This is a genomic window from Burkholderia sp. BCC1998 (assembly GCF_905339875.1).
Classification (GTDB): Bacteria; Pseudomonadota; Gammaproteobacteria; order Burkholderiales; family Burkholderiaceae; genus Burkholderia.
The window spans coordinates 361,895-387,149 of the sequence record NZ_CAJPHE010000001.1 but is presented as its reverse complement, the minus strand read 5'-3'; the positions used below and the strand labels follow the sequence as shown (position 1 = coordinate 387,149).

Sequence of the window (25,255 nt, the reverse complement as noted above, 5' to 3'; positions counted from 1 at the left end):
GGAAACCTCAAGAGTTATTTTCGGCGGCCGACTGAAACCGGCGCCAGCGCATGTCGATTACCAGTCCGATACATGCCAGGACGCCGTACCACGCGAAGAACGACAGCCACTGCTGCAGTTCCGGGCGGCCCTTTGCCCACACGGCGACGATTATGCCCGCGAGCATGATGAGGTACCAATAAAGAGCGGTCCGGCGGTGACCTACGCCCGCCCGGACCATCCTTTGATAATAATGCTCCCGGTGCGCTTGCCAGAACTTTTCGCCACGTAACAGACGTCTCAAAAGTGTTACAGATGCGTCGGCAATAAAGGGCGCGAACACCAGCGCCGGAAACCAGATCGGCCAGACGCCGGCCCGCCAGCCCCAATAGCCGAGCGCACCAGCCAGGAATCCGAGCGGAATCGAACCCGCGTCGCCGAGAAACAGCCGCGCCGGATGGAAGTTCAGCAGCAGAAAGCCGAGCGCGGCGCCGGCGACAGCCGAGCCGGCCACGGCCAGATCCGGTGACGGCATCGGGCCGGTCAGCGCCGCGACCGCATATGCGCCGAAGCCGAACAGCGCCATGCCGCCCGCGAGGCCGTCGGCGCCGTCCATGAAGTTGTAGAGGTTCGTCAGCCACACCATCGCGAAGCCGATGCCGACCAGCAGCCACCACGGTGCGTCGGCCGGGAACACGGCGATCAGCGCGACGACCGCCGCGAGGTGCGCCGAGAACCGCACGCGGGCGGGCAGCCCGCGCCGGTCGTCGATCTGCGACATCGCGGCGAGTCCGGCGGCGGCGACGGCGATCAGCCACAAGTGCGGCGCCAGCGCGAACAGCGCAACGACGCAGACCGGTACGATGCCCCATCCGCCGACGCGCGGCGTCGGCAGCGTATGGAGCGAACGGTCGTTCGGAATGTCGGTGGCAAGGCGCCACGCGAGGCCGGTCGCGAGCAGCATGCGCAGGATGGCCGTGGACGCAAGTACGGTGGCCAACGTCACCGCAGCTGCAGTGATCCATGAGGGAGTTGCGAGAAGCATGTGTTTATATTTGGGTACCGCGCGAACGATACCATGTAGCGGTCGCTTCGAGTCCCTGCTGCGTCGTGAACGGAGGTTGCCAGTCCAACGTGCGTTTCACGTGGGCGGTATCGAGCCGCAAGCTACCCGTTAGACGATCGACAGCAGCATGTCGACCAGTCAGTTTGCCAAGCGCATGCAACGCCGCAACCGGCACTGGAAACAGCCTCGTCGGCCTGCCGAGCACATCGCCGAGCGCGCGCAATAGCTCCACGATGGAAAGAGCGTCGTCATCGGCGATATGAAAGCACTCACCGGCAGCGCGTGGATCGCTTGCGCATCGCAGCAGGCTGTCGGCCAGATTTTCGATATACACGAGACTGCGGCGAGCGGTGACGCTCGCCAGCGGAAGCGGAATCGCCATGTCGACCGCTTTCATCAGCCCCAGAAAATTGGCGCCGACGCCTGGGCCATAGACGAGGGGCGGTCGCACAACGACGACTTCAAGACCTTGCGTTTGCCCGAATTCCCGGATCGCCAGTTCAGCCTCGAGTTTTGACATGCCATACGGATCTGTCGGCATCGGCTCGTCGTCCTCGCGCCACGGCCGTCCCGGCTCCCCCTCTCCCAGCGCCTTGATACTGCTTACCAATACCAAGCGGCGGGCACCAGCTCGCAATGCCGCCCTTGCGACGTTCAAGGACCCTTCGACATTTACTGCCCTGAAGGCGGCAAGCGGGTCTGCCACTCGATCCCGCATAACATGGACGCGAGCAGCTAGGTGAATAACGGCATCGCAACGGTCGAGCGCGGGGAAACCATTCGCAACACCGGCAAAGTTGTCGTCGCCAATCACACACTCATGAACGTAGGACTCGCACACACCGGGCCGACGCACCAGTCCGATCACGTGATTGCCTTGTGCGTTGGCACGTAAACTGACGGCGCGCCCCACGAATCCGTTTGCACCGCTGATCGCAATTCGCATCACACATACCTTCCAATGAACGGCACGACTGCATGTCGCGCTGTTGCAGTATTCATGCCACCACCGAACGGTATACGTCGCAGGTTTTCTCGACCGTCGCGGACCAGGTAAAGGCGGTTGCCCGGCGCAAGCCCTTTGCAACCAGTTCGCCACGCAGTGACTCATTGTCCAGCGTGCGTTCGAGACCATCCGCGATGGCGTCAACAGCATACGGATCGACCTCCCATGCCGCTCCTCCAGCCACCTCGGGTAACGAAGTGACGTTCGAGGTCAGTACGGGTACGCCGCTCGCCATCGCTTCCGCCACCGGCAGACCAAATCCTTCGTAAAGCGAAGGGTACGCAAATACCGCCGCGGATGCGAACAACTGCACGAGATCGTTGCGGGACACATATCCGGGTGCGATCAATTGACCGCGCTTGGCCAAAGGTTCGATTTCCCGCATCAGCTCCGAATTCATCCAACCCTCCGCGCCAATCAGTACGAGGGGAAACGCCTGGCGGACCGCAGCCGGCAAGCGCGAGAACGCCTCCACGAGACGGCGCAGGTTCTTCCGGGGCTGAAGTGTGCATACCGATAGTGCGAAGCCCCGGTAGCGCAATCCAAAACGCGATAGCACCGACTCGCATTCGTCCTCGCCCCGAGGCCTAAAACAGGGCTCCACGCCAAGATGGATCGCGATCACCTTGTCGTCCGGCAAGCCGTAGATCTCATGAATGGCCTGCTTCGTGTAGTGGCTCACTGCAATCACGGCCCGCGCCTGCTCCAGAGTCCGAGGTAGTCCGTCGTCTACGTATTTAACGGCGGCTTTGGGATGAAATTCCGGATGGCGGCGATGCGATAGATCGTGAATCGTAACGACGGTCGGTCCGCGATACCGGGACGCGATGAAATTTGTCTCGTGATAGATATAACCGCGAGCTGCAAATTCATCGCGCGGCCGCGCCGAAGCAAATCCCCTGAGCAATGTGCGCGCCTCATAGACTCCTGGAACATTCCGCGCCGCACGAACTGCGGACGCTACCGGCCCGCGGGTCAGCCGAGCCGCCTTTTTCAGGGCGGATTGATCGCACATCAATTCGCTAAGGCTGTCGTCCTCGTATACTTTCGGACCGATCCATCCTGCCAGAGCTTCGATATCCCGTTGCGTTCGCAGTCCTTCCAGCAAATGCTGGGTGTAGTAACCGACACCGCTTCTAGGAGGTCGCAGAGAATTCAGATCAAAAACGAGCTTCATGCGGTCCACTAACGCCTGATTGGAGACTGTTTGAGGTTTGCCAGAGGAGGCAGTTAACCATCGATCGCCGCGCTTTTGCCTCGATTGCGAGATCCTCGTCGTGCCGCACCCGCAACGGATTCTGCCGAGTGGGAACGAAACGCACGGAATACCGAGGTCATGTCAAGCAATAGCGGCCACGGACGGGGGCAATAGCTTAACACCCAGCCTGTCATGAAAGCGTGCCCGACAATCACCTTGCACACCGCACCACTTCTACGTAGTGCACGACGCCCCCCGTTCCTCCGACACGGACGGCGCGCTTACTTGTGGCGCGGGTCAGACTCGAAAAGGGCACGATTATGTCGCCAAATGCAGTCAATGATCGTGCGAGCCGGTGTATCCCTAGTCGACGCGAATACAGAAGCCGCCGAAGCGGTCCGGTGTAGCTCCGGTTGGGCTAGTACAGGACTCGCGCCCCGTCGACGAACCACAAAAAGTTTGTAACCTATTGCGTCGGATAGGGCGGGAGCCAGCGGAATCTCGGCTACAATCGCCCATTGCACCATAGATTCCTGCCGCTTACGTTCACATGAGCATTGTTCCCATCATCATCTGCGGTGGCGCGGGCACCCGCCTTTGGCCGGTATCGCGCGAAGCGTTTCCGAAACCCCTGCTCAAGCTGGCGGACGGTCAATCTCTACTGCAAAAGACTTACCTTCGCGCGTGCGGCATTCCAGGCGTCGAGGAAATCGTCTTCGTCACGAATCGCGATACATACTTCCTGACCAAGGACGAGTGCACTGAAATTCGCCACGACGGTGTGAAGATGGGGTTCGTACTCGAACCGGTGCCGCGCAATACCGCGGCAGCGATCGAAGCCGCTGCGCTGGTCGTGCGTGAGCGCCATGGTCCGGAAGCGGTCATGCTCGTCATGCCGGCGGACCATTTGATCAACGATCTCACAGCGTTCAATGCGGCGGTCCAGAAGGCATCGGAAGCAGCCAATGCCGGCAAGGTGGTGGCGTTCGGCGTGAAGCCGACCCGCGCTGAAACGGGCTTCGGCTATATCCAGTACGAACGCGGCACGCGTGAAGAAACCGACGCTTGCGACATCGTCAGCTTCGTCGAGAAACCGAACGCCGAAGTGGCTGCAAAGCTTGCGAGTGACGGTCAACATGCGTGGAATGCCGGCATTTTCTGTTTCGCGGCCCAGACGATGCTCGACGAAATGGAAACGCTGGCGACCGACGTTGCCGAGCCGGTCAAGCAAGCCATCCCCGATGGAAGCTGGACCTCGAGCGGCGAGGATTACGTCGTGGAACTCACGCGCACAGCATTCGAAACGGCAAAGGACATCTCGATCGACTACGCCGTGATGGAGCGCACGAAGAGGGCGGCAGTCGTGCCGTGCGACATCGGCTGGAGCGACATCGGCTCCTGGCTCGCCATCAGCGACCTGACCCAGCCCGACGATCAAGGCAACCGGATTGAAGGCGCCGCCCTTCTGCACGATACGTCGAACTGCTATTTCCGTTCCGAAGACCGGATGATCGGTGCAGTGGGTGTCGAGGATCTCGTGGTCGTGGACACCCCCGACGCACTGTTGATCGCCCGGCGCGACCGCGCGCAGGACGTCAAGCAAATCGTCGCGCAGTTGAAGCAATCGAATCACGACGCGTATCGAATACATCGGACGGTTCATCGTCCGTGGGGCACTTATACGGTGCTCGAAGAAGGTGATCGCTTCAAGATGAAGCGCATCGTCGTCAAGCCCGGGGCGTCGTTGTCGTTGCAGATGCACCATCATCGCAGCGAACACTGGATCGTCGTGCGCGGATGTGCAGATGTCGTCAACGGTGAACGCGTCATTTCGCTACAACCGAACGAGTCGACATACATTCCCGCTGGGCACAAACATCGGCTGATCAATCCGGGTGTCGTCGACCTCGTACTCATTGAAGTGCAGTGCGGAGAATATCTCGGGGAAGACGATATCGTCCGCTTCGAGGACGTCTACGGACGGGCGCCTGCAACCTGACACCAAGCGGCGCAATACTCAAGGGGGCGATACGATATCGCCCCCTGCCGTTTGCGCTCCTTTGGTGACCTGAAGCGATATGCACGTTTTACATTTCTACAAGACCTACCGCCCGGACTCGATGGGAGGGGTAGAAGAACTCATCGGCCAGGTATGCTCGGGCGCTAGCAAGCATGGAATCACCAGTGAAGTCCTGACCGTTAGCACGGACACGACTTCCGTCGACTTTGGCGACCATGTTCACCATCGAGCCAAGGTGAACGTCCAGATTGCGTCCTCTCCATTCTCGATTGCGGCATTCCAGCGCTTTGCCGAACTGGCCCGACGGGCCGATGTCATCCATTACCACTTTCCGTGGCCCTTCATGGATGTCGTCCATTTCGCCACGCGTTGTCGGAAGCCGTCTGTCGTCACGTACCATGCCGACATCACGCGGCAGAAGGTTCTGCTTCAGGCTTACAAGCCACTGCAGCGCCTCTTTCTGCGCGACGTCGATCGAATCGTGGCGACATCGCCAAACTACCTCGAGACAAGCCCCGTATTGCGTCAATTCAAGGACAAGGTTGACGTCATTCCGATCGGTCTCGATGAAACTCGCTACCCTACGGTCGACCCAGAGCGAGTCGCCTATTGGCACAACCGGGTAGGTTCAAAATTCTTCCTGTTCGTCGGCAATTTGCGCTACTACAAAGGCCTGCACATCCTCTTGGATGCGCTCGTCAATACGTCGATGAAGGTGGTAATCGTCGGAGCCGGGCCAGTCGAGAGCGAGCTGAAGGCCCAAGCCGCACGCCTCGGGCTGGGTGACCGTGCGATATTCGTCGGCGCGGTGCCCGACGAAGACAAGGTTGCCCTTCTGAGTATGTGCCACGGGCTCACGTTTCCGTCGCACCTCCGCGCCGAGGCATTCGGCATCTCGCTAGTCGAAGGAGCAATGTTCGGCAAAGCGTTGGTTTCCACCGAGATTGGCACGGGTACCTCGTATGTGAATGTCGCGGGCAAGACGGGACTGGTTGTTCCCCCGAACGATCCCGCCGCCCTGCGCGCTGCAATGACCACCCTGTGGAACGATTCCGACCTGGCTGCAACACTTGGTAAACATGCACGCCAGCGATTCGAGCAAAATCTAACCGCCGGACAGATGATCGATCGCTACGTCGATCTTTACCATCAATTGTCCCGGTAAGGGTGCGACGGCGACGGCGGAGACACCAGCGCGGCCGAATCGCCTCAGGCCAATCAATTCCCTTGCAAGCAAACGATGTCGCAGCGCATTGATAAAACAACGCTCCTGAGCCGGCTGGAACAAGCCGGCATAAACAGAACCTTTACGATCGCATTTACCCCTCGCTGCGGCAGTACCGTCTTGTCCAATGCATTGACCGGCGCCGGCATTGGACGACCGACCGAGTACTTCCAGTATCCCTACTCCGAACAGTCACCATTTGGTGTAACACCTGGGGAACGTTTCGAAGAAAATTTTGAAACGCTGGTGCTCGATCGAAGTGCCAATGGTATTTTCGGTTCAAAGATCATGCACGATCATCGTGCGCACCTCGATGACTGGTTGGCAAGCAGCGTTGACGGCTACGCAACGCTGGACGACATCCTGCCCAACCATCGCTGGGTTTATATCCGGCGAGAAAATTCGATCAAGCAAGCCGTATCCCTCTACATTGCGGACGAAACCGGTGTATGGCACATGCCGACAGGCAGTGATTCAGGCATATCTCTGCCGGAAGTTCGATACGACTTCTTCGCGATCCTGACGAAGCTGATGATGCTTTTATCACATGAAGCTAACTGGGACGCGTATTTCGACAAGACCGGCATCCAACCGCTGCGGATGACGTACGAATCACTAATAGCTTCTCCGTCCAAGTTCCTTACGGCGATGGCCGATCATCTCAACGCTCCCGCGCACGAGATAACCAGCGCCCATTTGAGCCGCAGCGGAGGCCTGGATAAAATATCCGACCGATTGAGCGACGTTTATCGAGATATTCGTGAGCGCTTTACTAAAGATTTTCTCAACATCGGACGGCGTGATAATCGTGCAATGCTCGGCGCCGGCCTAGAGCGCTGGGTCGATTTCTTCGGCAACCAACGATGGCGAACCGAGGATCCCAAATAAGCGAGATATCTGCCGACGCGCAGGTACCCTGCAATCTACACAATAGCTACCTGAGTTCATCCTCCTGCGCCCCTGATCATCGAGCGCATTCGGTCTTCGCGCGGCTCAGCAAGAAAGAGCTGCCGCCACGAATTGACAGTCCTGAACTCCACGAAACGATACGTCATCGCGGAAAGAAATACCGTCGCCCCAATGAAGCAGGCGATACGTATCGCCCCCGCCCCGCCGAGATCGATCTGCAACGCGCGCAGTACGGGCAGATGCCAAAGATAGACGCTATAGCATCCCATGCCGAACACCTGCAACACACGGGAACGCAATAACCTTGCGAGCAGCGACCGGTCGCTCAGTGCAGTGACGATAAACAGCGCCAACGCGATATCGAGCACGTTGTTCAGGACGGCCGTCCATTCCGCCGGAATCCGTTTGTCGAAGCACCCGGTAAAACCGCAAGTTGCCACAACCAGCAACGCCGTCGCAACAAGAGGCAGAACGCGGTGACCATGCGGCCATTGTCCGATCACATAAGAGCGCGCAAGCCACATGCCGATAACGAACTCATCGAGTCGGCCAACGAGAAGTGCGTCGATGATCCAGTCCGGCCCGAAGAATACCGGGTAGTAAATTCTCCGGAGCAGCCGGACGCACAATGAGAAAACAATTGCAAAGCCAAGCAGTCGCGTCAAGCCGATCCGCTCTGCAATCGCGACCAAGAGTGGAAATATCAGGCTGAACAGCACTTCTGTTCCAACGGACCAGAGCGCCCAATTCGAAGATGGCGAGTACGTATCCGGAAAAAGCGGGAACGTAAAGGTCAGGCACCGGACGATCTCACGGATCGCCCGTTCATTTGCATTGACGAATTGTCCGCTCAGAGCGAACGTCGCCACCACGACAAGAAAATACATTGGCATCAGGCGAAGGAAGCGATGCCTGTAGAACTGAGCAACATCTTCGCGCCCGGTGAAGCTCCGTTTACCGGCTGCATACGGCAAATAGAGCACGAAACCCGAAAGGATGAAGAACAGGTTCACGCCCATCCAACCATTCCATAGTACCAGCTCGGTAGGCATGCCCCAAAGGCGCGGCGGCGTCGGCACAAGCACAAAACTCAAGTGATGCCAGACAACCGCAAGAATGGCGATTCCGCGCAGCCCATTGATCTCAGCAAGGCGAGGGATTCGAACTCCGTGCTCCGGAACAGTGGCCATGATTTCCGCCGATCACCCTTTGCCGCTACGTCACGCGTAGCGCAAATATCTGCGATACGCGTGACGCACGACTCAAATTTGCCGACTCGAAACTATTACAACAACTTCAACATTAGCGATTCGAAGCCCGGTAGTACGCGCAAGTTGCCGTATCCGCTAATATGGTCTCCGTCGAAGAACAGGGGTCTTCTGCCGTCATATGCTGAACACGCCTTATCCGAACACAGCATCGGCAGCGGATCCCAAGTATATACATTCGGCACCTTCGCTTCCATCTGCTCATACGATTTCAGAATCGGAGCTCGCATTTCATCGATTTCACTACGACTGATCAACGGACCGCGCTCACAAATCGGATTGTGCCGATTGAACCAATCCGAGCAACGATATGGAACCATACGGAAAATCGGCTTTGGTGCTTCCAGCACAACTTTGCCACCACGCTTCTCTATATCCTGCAGTATCGGAATGGCCTCTTCGACTGATCGAGTTCGGCCTTTGACTGCCTCGTCACCAAACAACTGATTCCGCGCAGTCTCGTCGCCAAAATAAGCCCATTGATCGATCATTCGGGGCAAACGCAATGAGGGCAGGAAAACCACGTCACCAGGCTGCAGCTTCGCCAGCATATCCTTCAACGCCGAATCGCCGTACTGATGGCAGACCGGGTTTCCGTTCTCGCGCCACGGCTGCAAACTAATAAACGGACAACCGGCATTGTTGTAAGCGTAAACCGTTACACCTGTTTGCACGACGAATTGCTTGAACATTCCCGAATAGGCCATCGCATGAGAGTCGCCGATTACGAAGACCCGATGCGAACTCTTCACCGGCAGATCGCAGTTTTTACGCGAATAGACCCAGAGCTGCCCACCTTGCACGTCCTGAGGCGCGACGTCGGTATGACAACCGGGGAAAGCGGGATTCGTGTCGGTTCCATACGGATACCAATCGTCTCCGTGTCTAGTCACGGTGCTCAGGGAAAACTTGGGTTGAGCTTCAGCCATCATTGAGGACAGCCCCGCGCCGCCAATCATCAGGCAAAGTCCGCATCCCACGATGACGAGGCGCGGAATTCGGGCTGCCGACAACCCATGTCGAAACGGTTCCTCAATGAATCGGTATGACGCCATCGCCAACGCGAACGTCAGCACAATGGCGCAAACGATCGCGAGCGGCGACTCAAGCCCCGCCGTCCAGCGCAACACCACGTAAACTGGCCAGTGCCACAAATAGAGCGAATAGGAAATTCGCCCCACAAACCGAGCCGGACCACTTTCAAGTACCGTCGAGATGAAACCCGCATGCTCGCGACGATACAAAAATCCCAGCAAGCCGACCGTGCCGATCACTGGAATGATCGCACCAGGAAACGGATAATGATCTGACTTCGAAATCACGAGTCCGGCCATCACCGTCGCTAACGAGATCCATGCCCCTATCTTGGCGCCCGCGGTAGCAGGCGCTCGAGCCGATTCATTCGTGATGAACCCCGAGAGCACGAAACATTGGTACAGCAAAACGCCAGCGGCCAGCTCCCAGAATCGACCAAAAATGAAGTAGAACGCTTGCGTTTGATTCGCCTGCCCGAGCCAGTGCCCCCACACGAAGGACGCACCGAACGCCGCAGCAATCAGAATGACCGACAGATGTCGCCAGTTCTTTCGTGCGAGCCAAGCCCAGAACAAAAACGGAAAGGCCAGATAGAACTGCTCCTCAACGCCAAGCGACCAAGTGTGCGTGTATGGATTGAATTCAGCGGTCGGAGAAAAATAGTCGTTGCCGACCGAGCCCAAAATGAAGTTGCTCAGACCGAAGAATGCATAGAGACCGGTCTTTTGGCTCTTATCACTCAGATACGACGACGGGATGAACAATGCGGAAACGAGTCCCGTCACCAGCAACACGACGATCAGTGCAGGCAAAATTCGCCGCATCCGCCGTGCATAGAACAACAGCAGAAATCGCCCGATCGAGATCGAACCGAGATTCGCGACCGAGGAACTGACGACGAATCCGGAGATCACGAAAAAGATATCGACCCCGGAAAAGCCACCTGGAAGCCAATGGGCGTTCAGATGGAAAAGCATGACGGACAATACCGCCAATGCACGTAGGCCGTCGATATATGGAAAATAGGCTGTCTTCGCACTCGCCATTGCTAGTTATCTTAAAAATTGGGCGCCTTTATCACTGCCCGAGCGACATCCCACGCAGGCAGGCCGCCTTGAATTATTGGATCTTGCTTACGAGATTGACGAAATTCCTTGCTACCCTGGTCGGCGAAAACTGCTCAGCATACCGGGTCGCATGTCTAACAAACGTCTCATAACTCTCGCCACCCTGACCGCGCCATGCAGCCGACGTGACTTTCTCCACTGCTTGAGCAAGCTCTGCGGAAAGACTGTTAATGCAGCCCGTGTCGACGAGTCGACCGAAGCCGTTCGTCACCGACGGTACGTTGGAGTTGTCGTAGGCGATGACATAGCATCCGTTGGAGATCGCCTCGACAATCGGAACTCCGAATCCTTCGTGATAGGTCGGCAAGACGAACAAATCGGCATCCTGCAGGATCTCGTGCTTCTGCTCTTCCGAAGCGTTACCATGAATGTTAACGTCGACGCGTCGGCCATACTGTCGCACCAGCGCGGCAATGATCGTCTCGATCTGCGCCAGAAGTTCAGGATCCGAAAACAACAGATTGCCGACCATATCGACTTTGAGTCCGCATGTCGGGTTCGATGCCAATACGTTGCTGAGCGCCATCAGCAACTCATGCGGCCCTTTCGACTTCACGAACCTGCCTATGAACGCGATGCGTACGATATTGTCCACAACGCTCGGCTTTCTCGATGGAGGGTGCGACATCGAGTGAATTGCAAGTGGCAACACCGTGGCAGGCGTGTTGATACCGGCCTTGCGGAGCACCTCGAGATTCGTATCGCTCACGCAGATGACGTGATCGGCCCACGCAATATTCGACATCTGCGAAAAGGACTGGTCGATCAGTGCACGACTTTCCGGTTTGACGAACTCCCGCGGCGTGACATTATGAAACACCACCAGACGTCGTGCGTTCGCCGGAACGATCGACAACAGATCGAACAGCGGATAGTAGATGCCGAAGTGAAAGATGACGACATCACTCGTCAGAAAATGCGGATCGAACGCAATATCCCTGACGTCAGACACCACCGTCGACGGAATGTCTTCATACTCGCATGCGTACGCGTACAAGCGAATGTCGTCGACACCGCTCTTGCGCAAAGCGCGTACTTCGTCACGGATGCTGTTGGAAATTGCGTCGTTCTTCACGCAAATTCCGTTCACGTATGAGACTTTCATTACGCAACCGAATTGAGGTGGTTGTTGATCGCAAGCGAATAAAGTGCCGAGCTCTCGGATGCCATACGCGTTGCCGTAAACCGCTCCGCGAACAGGCGTTTTCCGGCAGCCCCCATACGCTCACGCAGTTCGGACGAGTCGACAAGCCGCCGAATTGCTTGCGCAAGCGACTTCGCGTCACCTGGTGTCACTAGTAATCCGTTGACATCGTGCGAAACCACCTCCGGCATCCCGCCCGCGGCGCATCCGATCACAGGCTTTCCTTCGCGCATGGCCTCGAGGAACACGAGACCAAACGATTCGAATCGACTCGGGGCGATAAAGACGTCGCATTCGGCATAAGCCGCGCGCACCACCTCATCCGGCACACGGCCCTCGAACGACAAACGATCGCCCCACTTGCGCCCAGCATCCGAATCGATAAAAACGTCCTTGAAGGGACGTCCGGTCGGACCCGGCAGCGTGTCATCACCGATCACCCGCACCTTCAGGTTCGGTGTTTCTGAGAGTACATCCGGAAGCGCCTCCAATAACACGTCAATGCCTTTGCGCGGCTCAAGTCGACCGACAAACAGCAGCGTGACAACATCGGGGTTTGACGTAGGCTTCCCCTTCGACGTGGGCGCATTTGCCGCAAGACCGTGCGGCACGACGATCGTCTTCTGTTGATCGAATTTGAATCCGTACGCGGCCTCGATCTCGGTCACGATCGCGCGACTATTGGCGCGAACCGCATTTACGCGAGTCATCATTTCCTGCTCCAGCGCGAGCATCGGCTTGCCGAACGACTTCATCCACGCGGCATCGGCGGCGTACTCGGGATGCGTCTGAATCCAGAAGTGCAGCGTCGTGTGCAAACTCGTCACTACCGGCCAACGACCGTCGAACAGGAATGCGCATCCCTCGCAGTCCCAGATCGGCGCTTCGATCACGCCGATCTTGCGATGCGACGCAATGCGCTCGACTTCCTCGAGCGCCGTTGCCGACCAGTTCCAGATGTGGGCGGGAATATTCCTCTCGACGGCATCGCTGGAACGCCCCATCTCTTTCGTTACGATACGGTGAATCCACGCGCCATTTTCGAAATCGACACGATTGAAATCCGGGCTCTGTGTAATCACGTGAACGATTCGGCCTTCCGAGCCGAGCCCTTCGGCAAGATCCTTGTTGAACGTGGCAATTCCACCTGCTTGAGCCGGCGGATAATCACGCGCGATCAACACAATTGCGTCCTGACTCGAATCACCGAATGTCTGGAATTTCTTGAATTCGCCAGCGACACGCGCCTTCTTTTCAGCGGTGATCAGTTCCGCGTGCCCGTTCAATCCATGTTCAACGCCGGTATCCCAGGCGCGGGCATTCTCCTCCTTGAATTTGTCGAGTTCCGACTTGTCAAGACGGCCGCCGTCTATATGGAAGCGAATATCGTTTTGGTGTCCTTGCGAAAACTTCCGGTTGTCGTCGAAGATCTCTTCCAGCGGCAGATATTTGCGTGCGTGCTTGAGCGAAAAATAGATCTTGTTCTTGATCACCGGATACCGGTAACGCGTGATCTTGTGATCGTCGCGAACATGGCTCGGCGCAAATTTATGGTGCACGTACGCATTCGACAACTGACGAATGACGTATCCGGCGTCGACCAATCGGCAGCACAGCTCCGTTTCATCGAGGTAGTACTCGATCTCCTCGTCGAAGCCGCCCACCTCCATCAGGGCTGACCGCCGAAATGATGCGTTTGTCCCCTGAAGGTAAGGAAATTCATAGGATCCCGGGAAACACAGATGCTCGGCACTCTTCTTTGCGGCCCAGTTCGAATTTCCCAAGCGATTGGCGGTACTGTACTCATACTGGAATGTGTAACCCGTCTGATCGAACACGAGTCCACCCGCACCGCCGATTTCTGGAGAGTCGTAGGCTGCCGCGAGTTGCGTGAGCCATTCCGGCTCCGGGATCGCATCGTCATCGATAAAGGCAACGACGTCACCTTCGGCCATGCAGATGCCGACGTTTCGAGAAACCGACAGGTTCGCGACCGGACACGTCCCGGCGCGGATGAACGACGACCAGGACGAAATCACGTCCGCCGACCCATCAGTCGACGGCCCGTTGACTACGATGACTTCGAAGTCACCAGCGTACCGAATCCAGCGAAAACTCTCTAACGTCTTCTGCAACAATTCGGCACGATTGAGCGTATTTATGACAATCGAAAAGCTCAACATGGGTTACCTCGATCTTTCGGTACAGTGTTTGATGGTGATACTCGACAAAGCGGCGTCGTTCGCACATTCGATGGTTCGGTATGCTTGCCGTTTCGTTTCGTCGCGGCCATCGAGGGCCTGACCGAACGAAGGCGGGCGACGACTGCGCTCGATCGCAGACGTTGCATTAGGCCGGTATCGCACGTTTCGCCACGATCTCAAACTCGTAGCAGTTCCCATTGCGGCGCCCAGTCTCGATCACCGAAATATCGACAAACCCCGCCTCCTTCAGAAGACCCGACATGGATTCAGGGGTGAACATATTGAAGTGAAAATCGCCGTCGTAATCCTGACCACCGAACGTCACCTCGCGCAGGTATGTGTACGGATAGTCACCATCGATGTAGTTCTTCATCATCGCCTGTGCATCGGGAACGACGGCGTGGAACTCGCCGCCCGGCTTCAGAAGGCCGAACCAGTATGGCAGCAACTCGCGGGCCATCTGCTCCTGAGGAAAATGCTCAAGCAGGTGCGCGGAGAAAATTTCAGTCAACTCACCATTCTCGAAGGGCAGTTCGTCGACCTCCGAGACGATATCGACACCCGGCAATGCTCGGCGGTCGACATTCAAATAGCCATCGAGCGCGATATGGCCGCAACCCAGATTAAGCCGCAACTGACCGTTGCTGGCTGCTGCGGCCACCTTCTCCTTCGCGATGATTTCTGTCTTCGCCTTCAGCGTGTCTTCCTTCTCGCCCGGCGACGAAGCGCCGTAGCGCATTTCGAACATCAATTCCCGGCGAACGAATTCGACGCGGCCAAGCAGATACCGAACAGAGTCGTCCATGCCGCCCAAGCGCTCGTCCAGTCGATGTGCAAGCGCCTCGACTTCCGACAGGCGTGCGTCCGCACTTTCGCGCAGCTTCGCCAATGCGTCATGGTCCGCGGCCTTGCGTTCTTCGAGTACGGCCTTCAGTTGTTTGACGTCCGCATGAAGCCGTCGCAACGCAACGGGCACCGATCGTACGAGGTTGTCTTGGTCGTTATCGATCAACCGTTGACGATCGTTCAGCTCCGACAACGTGCGCAAGAGCATCGGAAGCTGATCTCGTTCATAAACGTCCTGACGATGCATGACGTCAGCGCGGAACTCTGGGAGTCGTATCGCGGCGACCACGATGCGTACGAGTCGGCCCACTACCGGCCAGTTCGCAACGGCTCGCACCACCTTTCTAATTTCAGCCTTCATATTCAGTCAACTCTCAAAATACGCTCAATGATTCTCTGCCGCGACCAGGCGCGGTGCTCACGAAGTTTCCGTCCTCGGCTTTCGTTCGACAGTGCGAAAGGTCTGCTGTATCGAGGTCGCCCTGAAGCTCCGCGCGTACACTCAAATCAACTTCCGGATCTTGCGCGCTGGAACGCCACCATACAGCCAACCCGCCTCGACTTCATCGCACGTCACGACTGCGCCCGCGGCGATCACCGCATGGTCGCCGATCGTACACGGGCCCGCGACGATCGCGTTGGATGCAATCCAAACGCCTTTCCCGATCACGATATCGCGCCCTGCCCGCGGATAGTCGTGCCGGGCGGACATCTGCTCAGTCAACGGATGCGTACCCGTAATTAGACTGACGTTATGACCGAAGAACGTTTGATCGCCAATGACGATGCGCCCTGATGACACATTCATCAGCGTGTTCACCAATTGCACGCCCTCTCCGAGCGAGATGCGATCCCATTCACCTCCGAACACGACCGGCGTCATGACCAGTCGCTGCGCGATTCCCGGTGTCATCCGCTCGATGAGGCGCTCGACGACGGAATCTGACTCCCATGGCACGGACTGCGACGCGTTGGGCGAATGCTCGGCTACCACGCGCCGGGCAACCTGAGCCGTGAAGTCCGCTGATTCAGCAAGACGCGAGATCACACGATCGGTCACGGCTTCAATCAATCGTTCCCGGATTTTTGTCCTAAGACGCTCAAACATGTGAATATCCGACTGGCAACGACGCGATCGCTCAATCGAGCGAATGCATCGAAACATCGTAGTCCACGTGCACAACGCCCCACAAATCCCGCTTTACCACTTCGTCGGGGAATCGCACTGCGAACCGTGCGCCGCCTACGCAGTAATCAATCACGGTCGTGACGAGACTCTGCCCTCGATTTTCGGGATGCTCCGTGGTCACACCGACCCCCGCGATCAATCCATACTCGCCAGGACACAGCGGGTTCGCGAAGGTGAATTCCATCATATGCTGGATATGCGGTGTCGCCTCCGACGGGAACACGTCCTGTACTGCGGAACTGAAATGCAGGATTTGTCGCCCCGATGAATCGGTGATGCCAAGCGCGAGGGAACTGCGCTCGGGAGGCGGCGATACCACGTGAAAGAAAACGCGAACGCGCATCTTCTTCTCGATGTCGATGGTGTCGCACTCATTGCCCTCCGGATCGATTACGCTGATATCGTCAATCCGGATCTCGCCGGTGCCGGTACGCAACGGCTCGACACGCGATGAAAATGCGCGCGTCCGGGCCTTGTCGGGGCGCACATGCGTACGCGTCGTCACCGTTTCGCCGGCCGTGGCTTGCGTATCCGCCGAGACGTCGTCGTCATCGACTTCGGTGACGTCGATACCAGCTCGCACCATCCGGCTGAACACTTCACTCTGGTATGCGGCGCCGACCTGCTTCGAACTGCCGAGCAGTCGAACGCGCCCTTTCTCGAGCCACAGGCCTCGATTGCAAAGTGCACGCACCGAATCCGCAGCGTGCGTCACGTAGATGAACGTCGTCCCTTCATCAAGCATCGTGCGGATCTTGTGCAGGCACTTGTTCTGAAAGTATGCATCGCCGACGCTCAGCGCCTCGTCAACGATCAGAATGTCGGGTTGCACGTAGACTGCGCATGCAAACCCGAGCCGCACTGCCATCCCGCTGCTGTATGTCTTGACGGGATGATCGACTGCATCGCCCAGTTCACTGAACCTGATGATTTCCGGCTGAGCGGCAATGGCCTGCTCTTGCAGCATGCCATGCAGCATGCAGAACTGGACGATGTTTTCACGTCCAGACAGTTCCGGATTAAACCCTGCGCCCAGTTCGAGAAGCGCCGATACGCGCCCGGAGACATTGACCAAACCGGTACTCGGATTGAGTACGCCGGCCAGGACCTTCAGGAGCGTACTCTTGCCGCTGCCGTTTTCCCCTACTACACCGAATCGGTCGCCTTTCTCAAGCGAGAATGAAACGTCGTCCAGCGCACGAGTTTCGCGAAAATATTGCCTCTTGCCCGCCGACATCAACTCGAGCAAGCGATGTCGCGGCGAAGAATACGAACGGTAGATCTTGCTGATATTGCTCAGCTCGATAACCTTGGAGCGATCTTGTGTCGACATGAACTAACTCTTGACCTTTAAAGGACGTCTGCGAAGCCAGGCTTCAGCTTGCGAAAAATATATGCACCGATCGCAACGGCACCCACCGCTACAACGATCAGAATTCCGACATATTCCCAATTGAACGGAATCCCGGGAAACACGGCTTGCCGAGATGTCTCCACCATGTAGTAGAACGGATTGAGCGTCATTACGATGTTGCGCATCCAGATCATGCGCGATGCCTCCACCATCGTCGCCGGATACAGGATCGGCGTGAGCCAAAAGATGATGTTCGTGCACAGCGGAACGATCGGCACCATGTCCGGGACATAGACCGAAATGGCCGAGATGCCATAGGCAAAGCCGATCGAAATCGCAAGCGAGAGCGCCCAGATAATGGGAAACATCCAGATCATGGCTCCCGGCACGACACCCTTAATGATCAACAGGCCGATTACGAAAACAAAAATGATGCCCTGACTGATCAGCGCCGACGTGAGTGGAATCAGCGGCAAGACCCAGACCGGAAACGCGATCTTGCTGATGAGATAGCTGTATTCCCGCAGGATGCCGGTGCTGCGCCCCGTCACTTCGGTGAATACTGTCCACAGCGAGAATGGCACGAAATAGAAAAGGGCAAACGGAATGTCACCGTATTGGGCCCCCATTCGTCCCCGCATCAGGATCGAGAACACGACCACGTTGATGAGGGAGTAAAGCAGCGGTACGCCGACGTTCCATGCCGTACCCGCGTACGAGCTGGCGTAGCGATTCTTCAGATCTCGCTTCGCAAGCATCCACGCCAACCTCAGTGAACTCCCGACGGAGTGATGTGCTTTGTCCTGCATCGGTTTTCGATACCCAATTAATTAGAGTCCCTTCGAAGGCGGACTCGAATGACACGCGCCTCGCGAACGTGTTGCGCGACGAACTCAGGCGCCTTTTAGCCCTTTTGCACAGCGCCGACGGAGATGGCGATCAACAGCGGTGACACGCGTCCCTTGCCCAGCTGCCGCTTGGCAAACCCGTCATTTTATCAGCCACCTCGGCTGACAGACGACCGCTCGGCGACGAGCCCGCGGACAATCCCGCCGAGCCGCGCCGACATCTCGTCCCACGACCTGGCTTGGATCCACGCCGCCTGAGCACCGGCCTTGCTTCGCAGCAGCGCGGAATCGCCGAGCAGCGTAGCCAGATCAGCGGAAATCGCGCGCGCATCAGTGCCCGAGAACCGATGTACGAGGTCGCCGAGATCGTCAAAGATCGGTATCGGTGTGCAGGCAACCGGCCGATTGGCAGCCAGTCCGTACCGCACGGCACCGCTCGCCGATTCGGCCGTATCCTGATATGCAAACACGACAAGGTCGGCCGCATCCAGATACGCGAAGCTCTCGCGATCGGGCAGGAAATCGGTAATCATCTGCACACGGTCTTCGAGATTGAACGTCTTGATCAGATTGCTGCATCGTTCCGCCGTCAACTCCGAATCGCGCACCGGATACAGCGCGTTGACCATTAACAAACGCGCCTGCGGCAGCTCTTTTGACACCATCGAGAACGCTTCGATGATCTCCTCCAAGCCTTTGTGCGGAAGCAGGAACCCATACGTCGCAATTACCGGAGCATCGGCGGGAATGTTCAGCGCTGTCCGGCACGCAAGCCGGTCGGACGACTCGCGTGCATGCACACCATGCGGAAACAGCGCCGCGTTATCAACGAGGCCCAATATCCGCAGCCGATTCAGGTCGTCGACACTATGCACGAGCAAGCGGTCGGCACCACGCAGCGTGTCAGCGATCTCAGACAGCGATGCCTGATAGTCCGGCGCATCGACATCCTTCGTCGAGTGAAAGGTAATCACGATCGGAATGTCGTGTGCGTTCGCATACTCGACGATTCGGGACGTCGAAGGCATGCTGAAGAAGCCAAAGTTGTGCTGCAACATGATCGCGTCCGGGCGGCATCGATCGAGCTCTGCCAGCAAGTCGTCGATGCGGCCACGCTGATCCGTCCAGCAGCGTGTCACTTCCGGACCGTCCTCGATGACGACGGCAGGATCGCGCGAGGCGAGAATCCTGACATCGAACCATGCCGGATCGAGACCACCGACCAGGAATGATGAATAGGTCGCGATTCCGCATTTCGTGTTCCACGACGAAATCCATGCGAGCCGCATTCGCCGAGCGGACCCAGGCTCCAGACGCCGGACCGACGCTTCCAGCGCCATCAGTCGCTCGGCACAACGGTCCCACGTGAAACGCGACTCGAGCAATGCACGACCGCGCTCCGCCTTTTCGGCACGTGTTTCAGCCGTCGCTTCACGCACCGCTTTCAGTTGAGCGACAAGACTGTCGACGTTGGGTTCCGCCCAGACGGAGTCGAACAACCCAAGGTGCGTCTTGGCGCGCTCGAACGTAAAGTCGACAAGCCACGCGGTCTCGGCCGTACAGAAGTCGGCCTGGCCACCAAACGCCGTGGTGATAACGGGTAGACCGAACCACATCGCCTCGCCCATGGGCAACCCAAAACCCTCCCCGCGAGACGGCGCCACGAATGCGTGGCACCGTTGGTAAAGGTCCACGATCTCGCCAGCGTTCAGGTCTTCCTCGACGAGGACAATCTCCGGACAGTCGGGGTAGCGCCGGCGCAAAGCCTGGATCTGGGCAGAAACCTTATTGTGAGGATTGGGAAACGTCTTGATAGTCAGCGATACATCGTCGCGCGTGGTGAAGGCCTTCGCGAACGCGTCGAGCAACACGTCGACACTTTTGCGCGGAAAGCAGGATGATATGTGCAGAAAACGAAAGCCCTTTCCGAGCGGGCCGCGATATTCGAGCCGCTCGGCTCGGGTGACATGATCGACGCCGTTGCCGACAGAAGCAATCAGCCCCGCATAGCCATTGTCTCGCATGACCTTTGCGACGAACGTCGATATCGCGGCCACTCCATCGAGATGCTCGTTGAATGCACCGACCCAGGCAGCAGGCAGTTCCGACTCTTCCCATGCGAAATGCAGGAAATTGTACAGTCCGTCCATGTCGTGAACGCGCGGCGGATAGAGGTCGCGGACCACGACGTCCGCACCACTGCGCTTGCTGCCACGCGCCGCGAGCTCGGGAAGCCCGCGGATCGCGCTGATTTTTCGAACGTCAGGCGCATAGTCGCCCGGCCCCTCAGTCGCAAACAAACCGACTTCACCCGGATTTGCACGGTCCAGTGCGAAAGCCAGTTCGCGATTGGTCAGCGCAAGACTGTATGACGTCTCGAACGGCCCCTCGACTTGATAGTGTGGTGGACGCTCCCGATCAGTACGAGTGCACGTGTCGATCGGCTGCGGAATCTCGATACCGTGCTGACGCAGGAACTGCTGCAACTGCTCCAGCAGCGCGGGACGTTCAAATTGTCGAACCCGCTTGCGCTGCTCGACAACTATCGCGCGACGCAGCGCGCGGTCTTCGGATACGGCGCGCAAAAGCGCGGCGACGGCTTGCGGGTGCTTGTCGTGAATGAGCAGCCCGGCGCCGCCAAGCGTCGACTCGATATTGCTACTCGCATATGCGATCACCGGCACATCGAAAGTCATCGCCTCGATTAGCGGAACGCCAAACCCCTCATGATCGCTGAGACACAGAAACGCGCTTGCCGCCCGGTACCAGCCATAGAGATCCGCATCAGGCACCTTCCCCGCAAACCGAACGATCTCGCCCAACTCGAGCTCGTCGATCAGTTGCCGCAGTTCGAGATAGTAAGGCTCCTCTTCTCCGTACCCCCCGACAAACACGAACTGGAACGGCCGGGGCATCATTGCCCGCAGTTGGGCCGCTGCTTCGACGAGATCCCGATGCGCCTTGTTCGGCGAGATGCGGCCGACGAACAAGACCGTCATCACCTGTGACTGCTCCTGAACGAGCACATCGTTCCATTCTGCCGAGCGAATCTTTGCCGCATCGATCAGGAGCGGAATCGTCGTAACCTTTTCGTAGCCGCGTTCGGTCAGCTCTCGCGCATTGAGATCGGACACCGCGATTGCTGCCGCGAAGTGCTCACGAAACGCGTCGAGTTGGGCACGGCCCTTGGCCGAATAATGTCTGAAAGGGGAACGCTCGTCGAAAAACGATTCGGGCGTAATGTTGTGATAGATCAGAATCGTCGTGCACGGCAGATTCATGACCCACTCATCCTGATCATGTCCCATCGAATGATGCAACAGCATCACGTCTTCTTTGGACTCGGCGTACTCCCTGAAATAGCGGATGCTGCCCGTCAGTTCCGGCGCAACGTGTTCGGCAAAGATATCGGATTCGAAACCCAGCTCGCGCAGCAGCGCCTGGATCATGAACATACTGTTGGTCACGGCATCCGCAACCGCACTTCCGGAATGAAACTGATGGATGGCGCCCGTTCGCCGTGACTGCGCAGGGAGGGACTTCCCCTCGATGTCGGCCATGATTCCCGATACGGTGTTTGATGAACCCACTGCGCGTGTTACTCCGTTGTGCATGATGTAAGAGGTGCTACCTGATTTCGTCGCCGTCAAGGCGCAGCCGTTCCGCCATCGCGGCCCGGCATGGTAGCGGCACAGATTTCGGCAAGGCGTCCGGCAAGCTTTCGGGAGTCGACGCCTCTCATGCTTGCGTCGAGAAAACCATCGATGGTGGCTCGATCACATTGCGGCGCGCGTGCGGCAACCAGTTCAGCGTAGTTCCGGCGAGACACGCTCCCTTCCTTCCAGCGTGTAACCGAGATGGACTGCGCCCCTGCGAAGCGAGGAGCCGCCAGCGGCGCAAGTCGCGCCCAAAGTTGCGGATGGCGATCGCGCACCCAAAACACCACCGCCCGCGCCAATGCGCTCCGGCGCGCAGCTTCGCGAAGAAGCGAGATACTGCGCCGCTTCAATGCCGACCACGATGGATCACGCGCGAACCGGATTGCAGATTTCGCGACGTGCGCCACAACGCGAACCGGAGCGGTGATGCGCCAGGACGAACTGGACAGAACCGAACTCAGTTGACGCTCTGCCGCATCTGCATGCGCCTGCGCGGCGGATGCCTGATAACTGTTCCGCCGCGCACGCATCGTTGCCTCACGAGCCTGCGCCCGCGCTTGGACAAGCTCGGCCTCGAGTTCCTCTATGCGAGTCTGCAGCACCGCGAGAGCATCGGCCGACTGAGCAGGCTCGCCGGAAGCAAAATTTTGTGACGTTGAGTCCATCGCTACAGCACCATTCATTGAATCGATTCGCCGGGCATTGTCTCCCATCCACAATGCCGACGCATCCGACCTCGAGACATCCGCACGCAATTGCGGCGCACTCGCCGGCGGACCGACAGGGCAACGCACACGGAGCCGATCAGTTTATCGCAACGGTCGCTTTGCCCAACCGCAACCAGATCATCGTCCATTCAGGAATCCAGACATAGTCTGAGCGCCTCATTCCATGCCGGCATCCGTATGCCGAACGTATCGGCCAGTTTCGCTCCGGACATGCGCGAGTTTGCGGGGCGCCGCGCCGGCGTCGGGTATTCGCTCGCGGCGATCGGCAACACTCGCGGCGCCTTGTCGCCCAGCGCCAGTCGGAAAATTTCCTGCGCAAAGCCATGCCATGATGTCTCCCCGCCGGCAGCAAGATGATAGACACCCGATTGTGGCGCCCGAACGTTACCAGCATTCGGTGCCAGGCACTGCGCCAGAATATGTGCGGTCGCAGCGGCAATCGAATTCGACCAGGTCGGCGCCCCGAGTTGATCGACCACAACCCGCAGCTCGGATCGCTCGGCAGCAAGCTTGAGCATCGTGAGCAGGAAGTTCTTGCCTCGACGCCCGTAGACCCAGCTCGTGCGCAATATCAAGTGATCGCAACCCGTCGCTGCAATGGCCCGCTCGCCGTCAAGCTTGGTCAGGCCATACACATTCTGCGGATTGGTCTCGTCCGTTTCGACATAGACGCCGTCCTTCGTACCGTCGAACACATAGTCGGTCGAGTAATGAACGAGCAACGCGTTGAGCCGCAACGCCTCCTCCGCAAGCACGCGCGGCACATCGGTATTCAGGCGCCGGGCGGCATCGATGGCCGTTTCGGCCTGGTCCACGGCGGTATAAGCCGCAGGATTCACGATGACCGCCGGCTTCAGGTCACGTATGACGGCCCGCACCTGATCCAGATCCGACAAATCGAGCATCGTCCGGTCGCACGCCACCACACGGCCGAGCCCCTGCAGCGTACGCAACAGTTCGAATCCCACTTGCCCGTTGACACCCGTCACGAGAACTGTCGGGGCAGCACGCATGTGGCCCTCACGCATAGACTTCGGCCTCGCTCAGACGTTTGCCCGCCGCATCTTTCGCTGCCAGTAGCGGCTCGCCATCGATGGGCCACTCGATGCCGATCTCCGCATCGTTCCATACAATGCAGCGCTCGTGCTCGGCGAACCAGTAATCGGTCGTCTTATAAAGGAACTGCGCTGCCGCCGATAGCACAACGAAGCCGTGCGCGAAGCCGGGCGGCACCCAAAGCTGGCGATGGTTGTCCGCCGACAGCATCACGCCAACCCACTTGCCGAAGTTCGACGAACTGCGACGGATATCGACCGCGACATCGAATACCTCACCTTCCACAACACGCACGAGCTTTCCTTGCGCGTGCTCGATCTGATAGTGCAGCCCGCGCAACACGCCCTTCGTCGAACGCGAATGATTGTCTTGAACGAATTCGATGCCTGGCCCGATCTGCTCCGCGAATTCGCGCGCATTGAAGCTCTCGTAGAAATACCCTCGCGCGTCGCCGAACACCTTCGGCTCGATGACCTTGACTTCGGGCAGCGCCGTTGCCGTTACCTGGATAGCCATGCGACCTGATTCGTGAGAAGGTTCCTGAGGTACTGCCCGTAAGCGTTCTTCGACAGCGGTTGCGCCAGCTTCAGCACCTGCTCCGCGTCGATCCAGTGCCTGCGATACGCAATCTCTTCAGGGCATGCAACGACCAGTCCCTGCCGCTTCTGCAATGTCGCGATGAAGCTTGCCGCTTCGATCAGCGAATCGTGGGTGCCCGTGTCGAGCCATGCGTAACCGCGCCCCATGATCTCGACATTCAGCGCACCGTCCGCGAGATATCGCGAGTTGATGTCGGTAATTTCCAGTTCCCCGCGTGCCGACGGCTTGATGTCGGCGGCGATGTCGCACACGCGGTTGTCGTAGAAGTAGAGACCGGTCACGGCGTAGTGCGAACGCGGCCTGGCCGGCTTCTCTTCGATCGATACGGCACGGAAGTCCTGATCGAATTCGACGACGCCATAACGCTCGGGATCGTGCACGTGGTAGGCAAACACCGTAGCCCCGGCCTCGGCCGCATATGCCCGCTCGAGTTGCTTCGCGAGATCGTGCCCGTAAAAGATGTTGTCGCCGAGGATGAGCGCCGAAGGATCGTTACCGACGAAATCCCGGCCGATGATGAACGCCTGCGCAAGACCGTCCGGTGACGGCTGCACTGCATACTGGATGTTCATCCCCCACTGGCTGCCGTCGCCGAGCATGGCTTCGAAACGCGGGGTGTCCTGCGGCGTCGAGATGATCAGGACGTCACGGATGCCCGCTACCATCAGCGTCGACAGCGGGTAATAGATCATCGGCTTGTCGTAGACCGGAAGCAGCTGCTTCGAGACCGCATGCGTGATCGGGTAGAGCCGTGTGCCGGAACCGCCGGCGAGAATGATGCCCTTGCGTGCCAT

The 25,255-nt window shown here is 58.2% G+C and carries 19 protein-coding genes; 3 read left to right on the top strand and 16 right to left on the bottom strand.

Annotation, left to right across the window (positions count from 1 at the left end):
* Positions 1-7: 7 nt before the first annotated feature.
* Genes U5A56_RS01685 through U5A56_RS01675 form a run of 3 tightly spaced genes read right to left on the bottom strand, consistent with a single transcriptional unit; the run spans position 8 to position 3,228 of the window.
* Positions 8-1,024 carry a glycosyltransferase family 4 protein gene (locus U5A56_RS01685; RefSeq protein WP_321920797.1) on the bottom strand — a complete coding sequence of 339 codons (1,017 nt, stop codon included), beginning with the start codon at positions 1,022-1,024 and terminating at the stop codon, positions 8-10.
* 4 nt (positions 1,025-1,028) lie between these two features.
* The gene (locus tag U5A56_RS01680) at positions 1,029-1,994 is read right to left on the bottom strand and encodes an NAD-dependent epimerase/dehydratase family protein (protein WP_321920796.1); all 966 of its coding nucleotides are present in this window, start codon (positions 1,992-1,994) and stop codon (positions 1,029-1,031) included.
* 49 nt (positions 1,995-2,043) lie between these two features.
* Positions 2,044-3,228: a glycosyltransferase family 1 protein gene (locus U5A56_RS01675; RefSeq protein ID WP_321920795.1), complete on the bottom strand. Its 1,185-nt coding sequence runs from the start codon at positions 3,226-3,228 to the stop codon at positions 2,044-2,046.
* Positions 3,229-3,799: 571 nt separating this feature from the next.
* On the opposite strand from U5A56_RS01675, the gene U5A56_RS01670 reads away from it, so the two are divergent.
* The 3 genes from U5A56_RS01670 to U5A56_RS01660 all read left to right on the top strand — a co-directional run bounded on the left by U5A56_RS01670 (position 3,800) and on the right by U5A56_RS01660 (position 7,382).
* The gene (locus U5A56_RS01670) at positions 3,800-5,248 is read left to right on the top strand and encodes a mannose-1-phosphate guanylyltransferase/mannose-6-phosphate isomerase (RefSeq protein WP_321920794.1); all 1,449 of its coding nucleotides are present in this window, start codon (positions 3,800-3,802) and stop codon (positions 5,246-5,248) included.
* A gap of 79 nt (positions 5,249-5,327) precedes the next feature.
* Positions 5,328-6,434: a glycosyltransferase family 4 protein gene (locus U5A56_RS01665; RefSeq protein WP_321920793.1), complete on the top strand. Its 1,107-nt coding sequence runs from the start codon at positions 5,328-5,330 to the stop codon at positions 6,432-6,434.
* Positions 6,435-6,509: 75 nt separating this feature from the next.
* A complete protein-coding gene (locus U5A56_RS01660) occupies positions 6,510-7,382 on the top strand; it encodes a Stf0 family sulfotransferase (protein ID WP_321920792.1) in 873 nt (290 codons plus the stop codon).
* A gap of 56 nt (positions 7,383-7,438) precedes the next feature.
* On the opposite strand, the gene U5A56_RS01655 is transcribed toward U5A56_RS01660, so the two are convergent.
* From U5A56_RS01655 to rfbA, 13 genes are all read right to left on the bottom strand, one after another.
* Entirely contained in the window at positions 7,439-8,593 is a 1,155-nt protein-coding gene (locus U5A56_RS01655; RefSeq protein WP_321920791.1) for an acyltransferase, read from the bottom strand.
* 95 nt (positions 8,594-8,688) lie between these two features.
* Positions 8,689-10,752 carry an acyltransferase family protein gene (locus U5A56_RS01650; protein ID WP_321920790.1) on the bottom strand — a complete coding sequence of 688 codons (2,064 nt, stop codon included), beginning with the start codon at positions 10,750-10,752 and terminating at the stop codon, positions 8,689-8,691.
* Between the two features lie 73 nt (positions 10,753-10,825).
* Entirely contained in the window at positions 10,826-11,908 is a 1,083-nt protein-coding gene (locus U5A56_RS01645) for a glycosyltransferase family 4 protein (protein ID WP_321920789.1), read from the bottom strand.
* Between the two features lie 29 nt (positions 11,909-11,937).
* Positions 11,938-14,160, bottom strand: a complete 2,223-nt coding sequence (locus U5A56_RS01640; protein ID WP_321920788.1) for a glycosyltransferase — start codon at positions 14,158-14,160, stop codon at positions 11,938-11,940.
* Positions 14,161-14,326: 166 nt separating this feature from the next.
* Positions 14,327-15,388: a hypothetical protein gene (locus U5A56_RS01635; protein ID WP_321920787.1), complete on the bottom strand. Its 1,062-nt coding sequence runs from the start codon at positions 15,386-15,388 to the stop codon at positions 14,327-14,329.
* A 141-nt stretch (positions 15,389-15,529) separates the two neighbouring features.
* Entirely contained in the window at positions 15,530-16,135 is a 606-nt protein-coding gene (locus U5A56_RS01630) for an acyltransferase (RefSeq protein WP_321920786.1), read from the bottom strand.
* A 31-nt stretch (positions 16,136-16,166) separates the two neighbouring features.
* Positions 16,167-17,549, bottom strand: a complete 1,383-nt coding sequence (locus U5A56_RS01625; protein ID WP_321920785.1) for an ABC transporter ATP-binding protein — start codon at positions 17,547-17,549, stop codon at positions 16,167-16,169.
* A gap of 17 nt (positions 17,550-17,566) precedes the next feature.
* The gene (locus tag U5A56_RS01620) at positions 17,567-18,379 is read right to left on the bottom strand and encodes an ABC transporter permease (RefSeq protein ID WP_124529023.1); all 813 of its coding nucleotides are present in this window, start codon (positions 18,377-18,379) and stop codon (positions 17,567-17,569) included.
* A gap of 188 nt (positions 18,380-18,567) precedes the next feature.
* Positions 18,568-21,978 (bottom strand): glycosyltransferase, encoded by a 3,411-nt coding sequence (locus U5A56_RS01615; RefSeq protein WP_321920784.1) that lies wholly within the window; start codon positions 21,976-21,978, stop codon positions 18,568-18,570.
* An 86-nt stretch (positions 21,979-22,064) separates the two neighbouring features.
* The gene (locus tag U5A56_RS01610) at positions 22,065-22,760 is read right to left on the bottom strand and encodes a hypothetical protein (RefSeq protein ID WP_321920783.1); all 696 of its coding nucleotides are present in this window, start codon (positions 22,758-22,760) and stop codon (positions 22,065-22,067) included.
* A 173-nt stretch (positions 22,761-22,933) separates the two neighbouring features.
* Positions 22,934-23,833: a dTDP-4-dehydrorhamnose reductase gene (rfbD, locus tag U5A56_RS01605; RefSeq protein ID WP_415749076.1), complete on the bottom strand. Its 900-nt coding sequence runs from the start codon at positions 23,831-23,833 to the stop codon at positions 22,934-22,936.
* On the bottom strand, positions 23,826-24,377 hold the full coding sequence (gene rfbC / locus U5A56_RS01600; RefSeq protein WP_321920781.1) for a dTDP-4-dehydrorhamnose 3,5-epimerase: 552 nt from the start codon (positions 24,375-24,377) through the stop codon (positions 23,826-23,828). Before rfbC ends, rfbD begins: the two co-directional genes overlap by 8 nt.
* Entirely contained in the window at positions 24,362-25,255 is an 894-nt protein-coding gene (gene rfbA / locus U5A56_RS01595) for a glucose-1-phosphate thymidylyltransferase RfbA (protein WP_321920780.1), read from the bottom strand. The genes rfbC and rfbA overlap by 16 nt, the downstream gene beginning before the upstream one ends.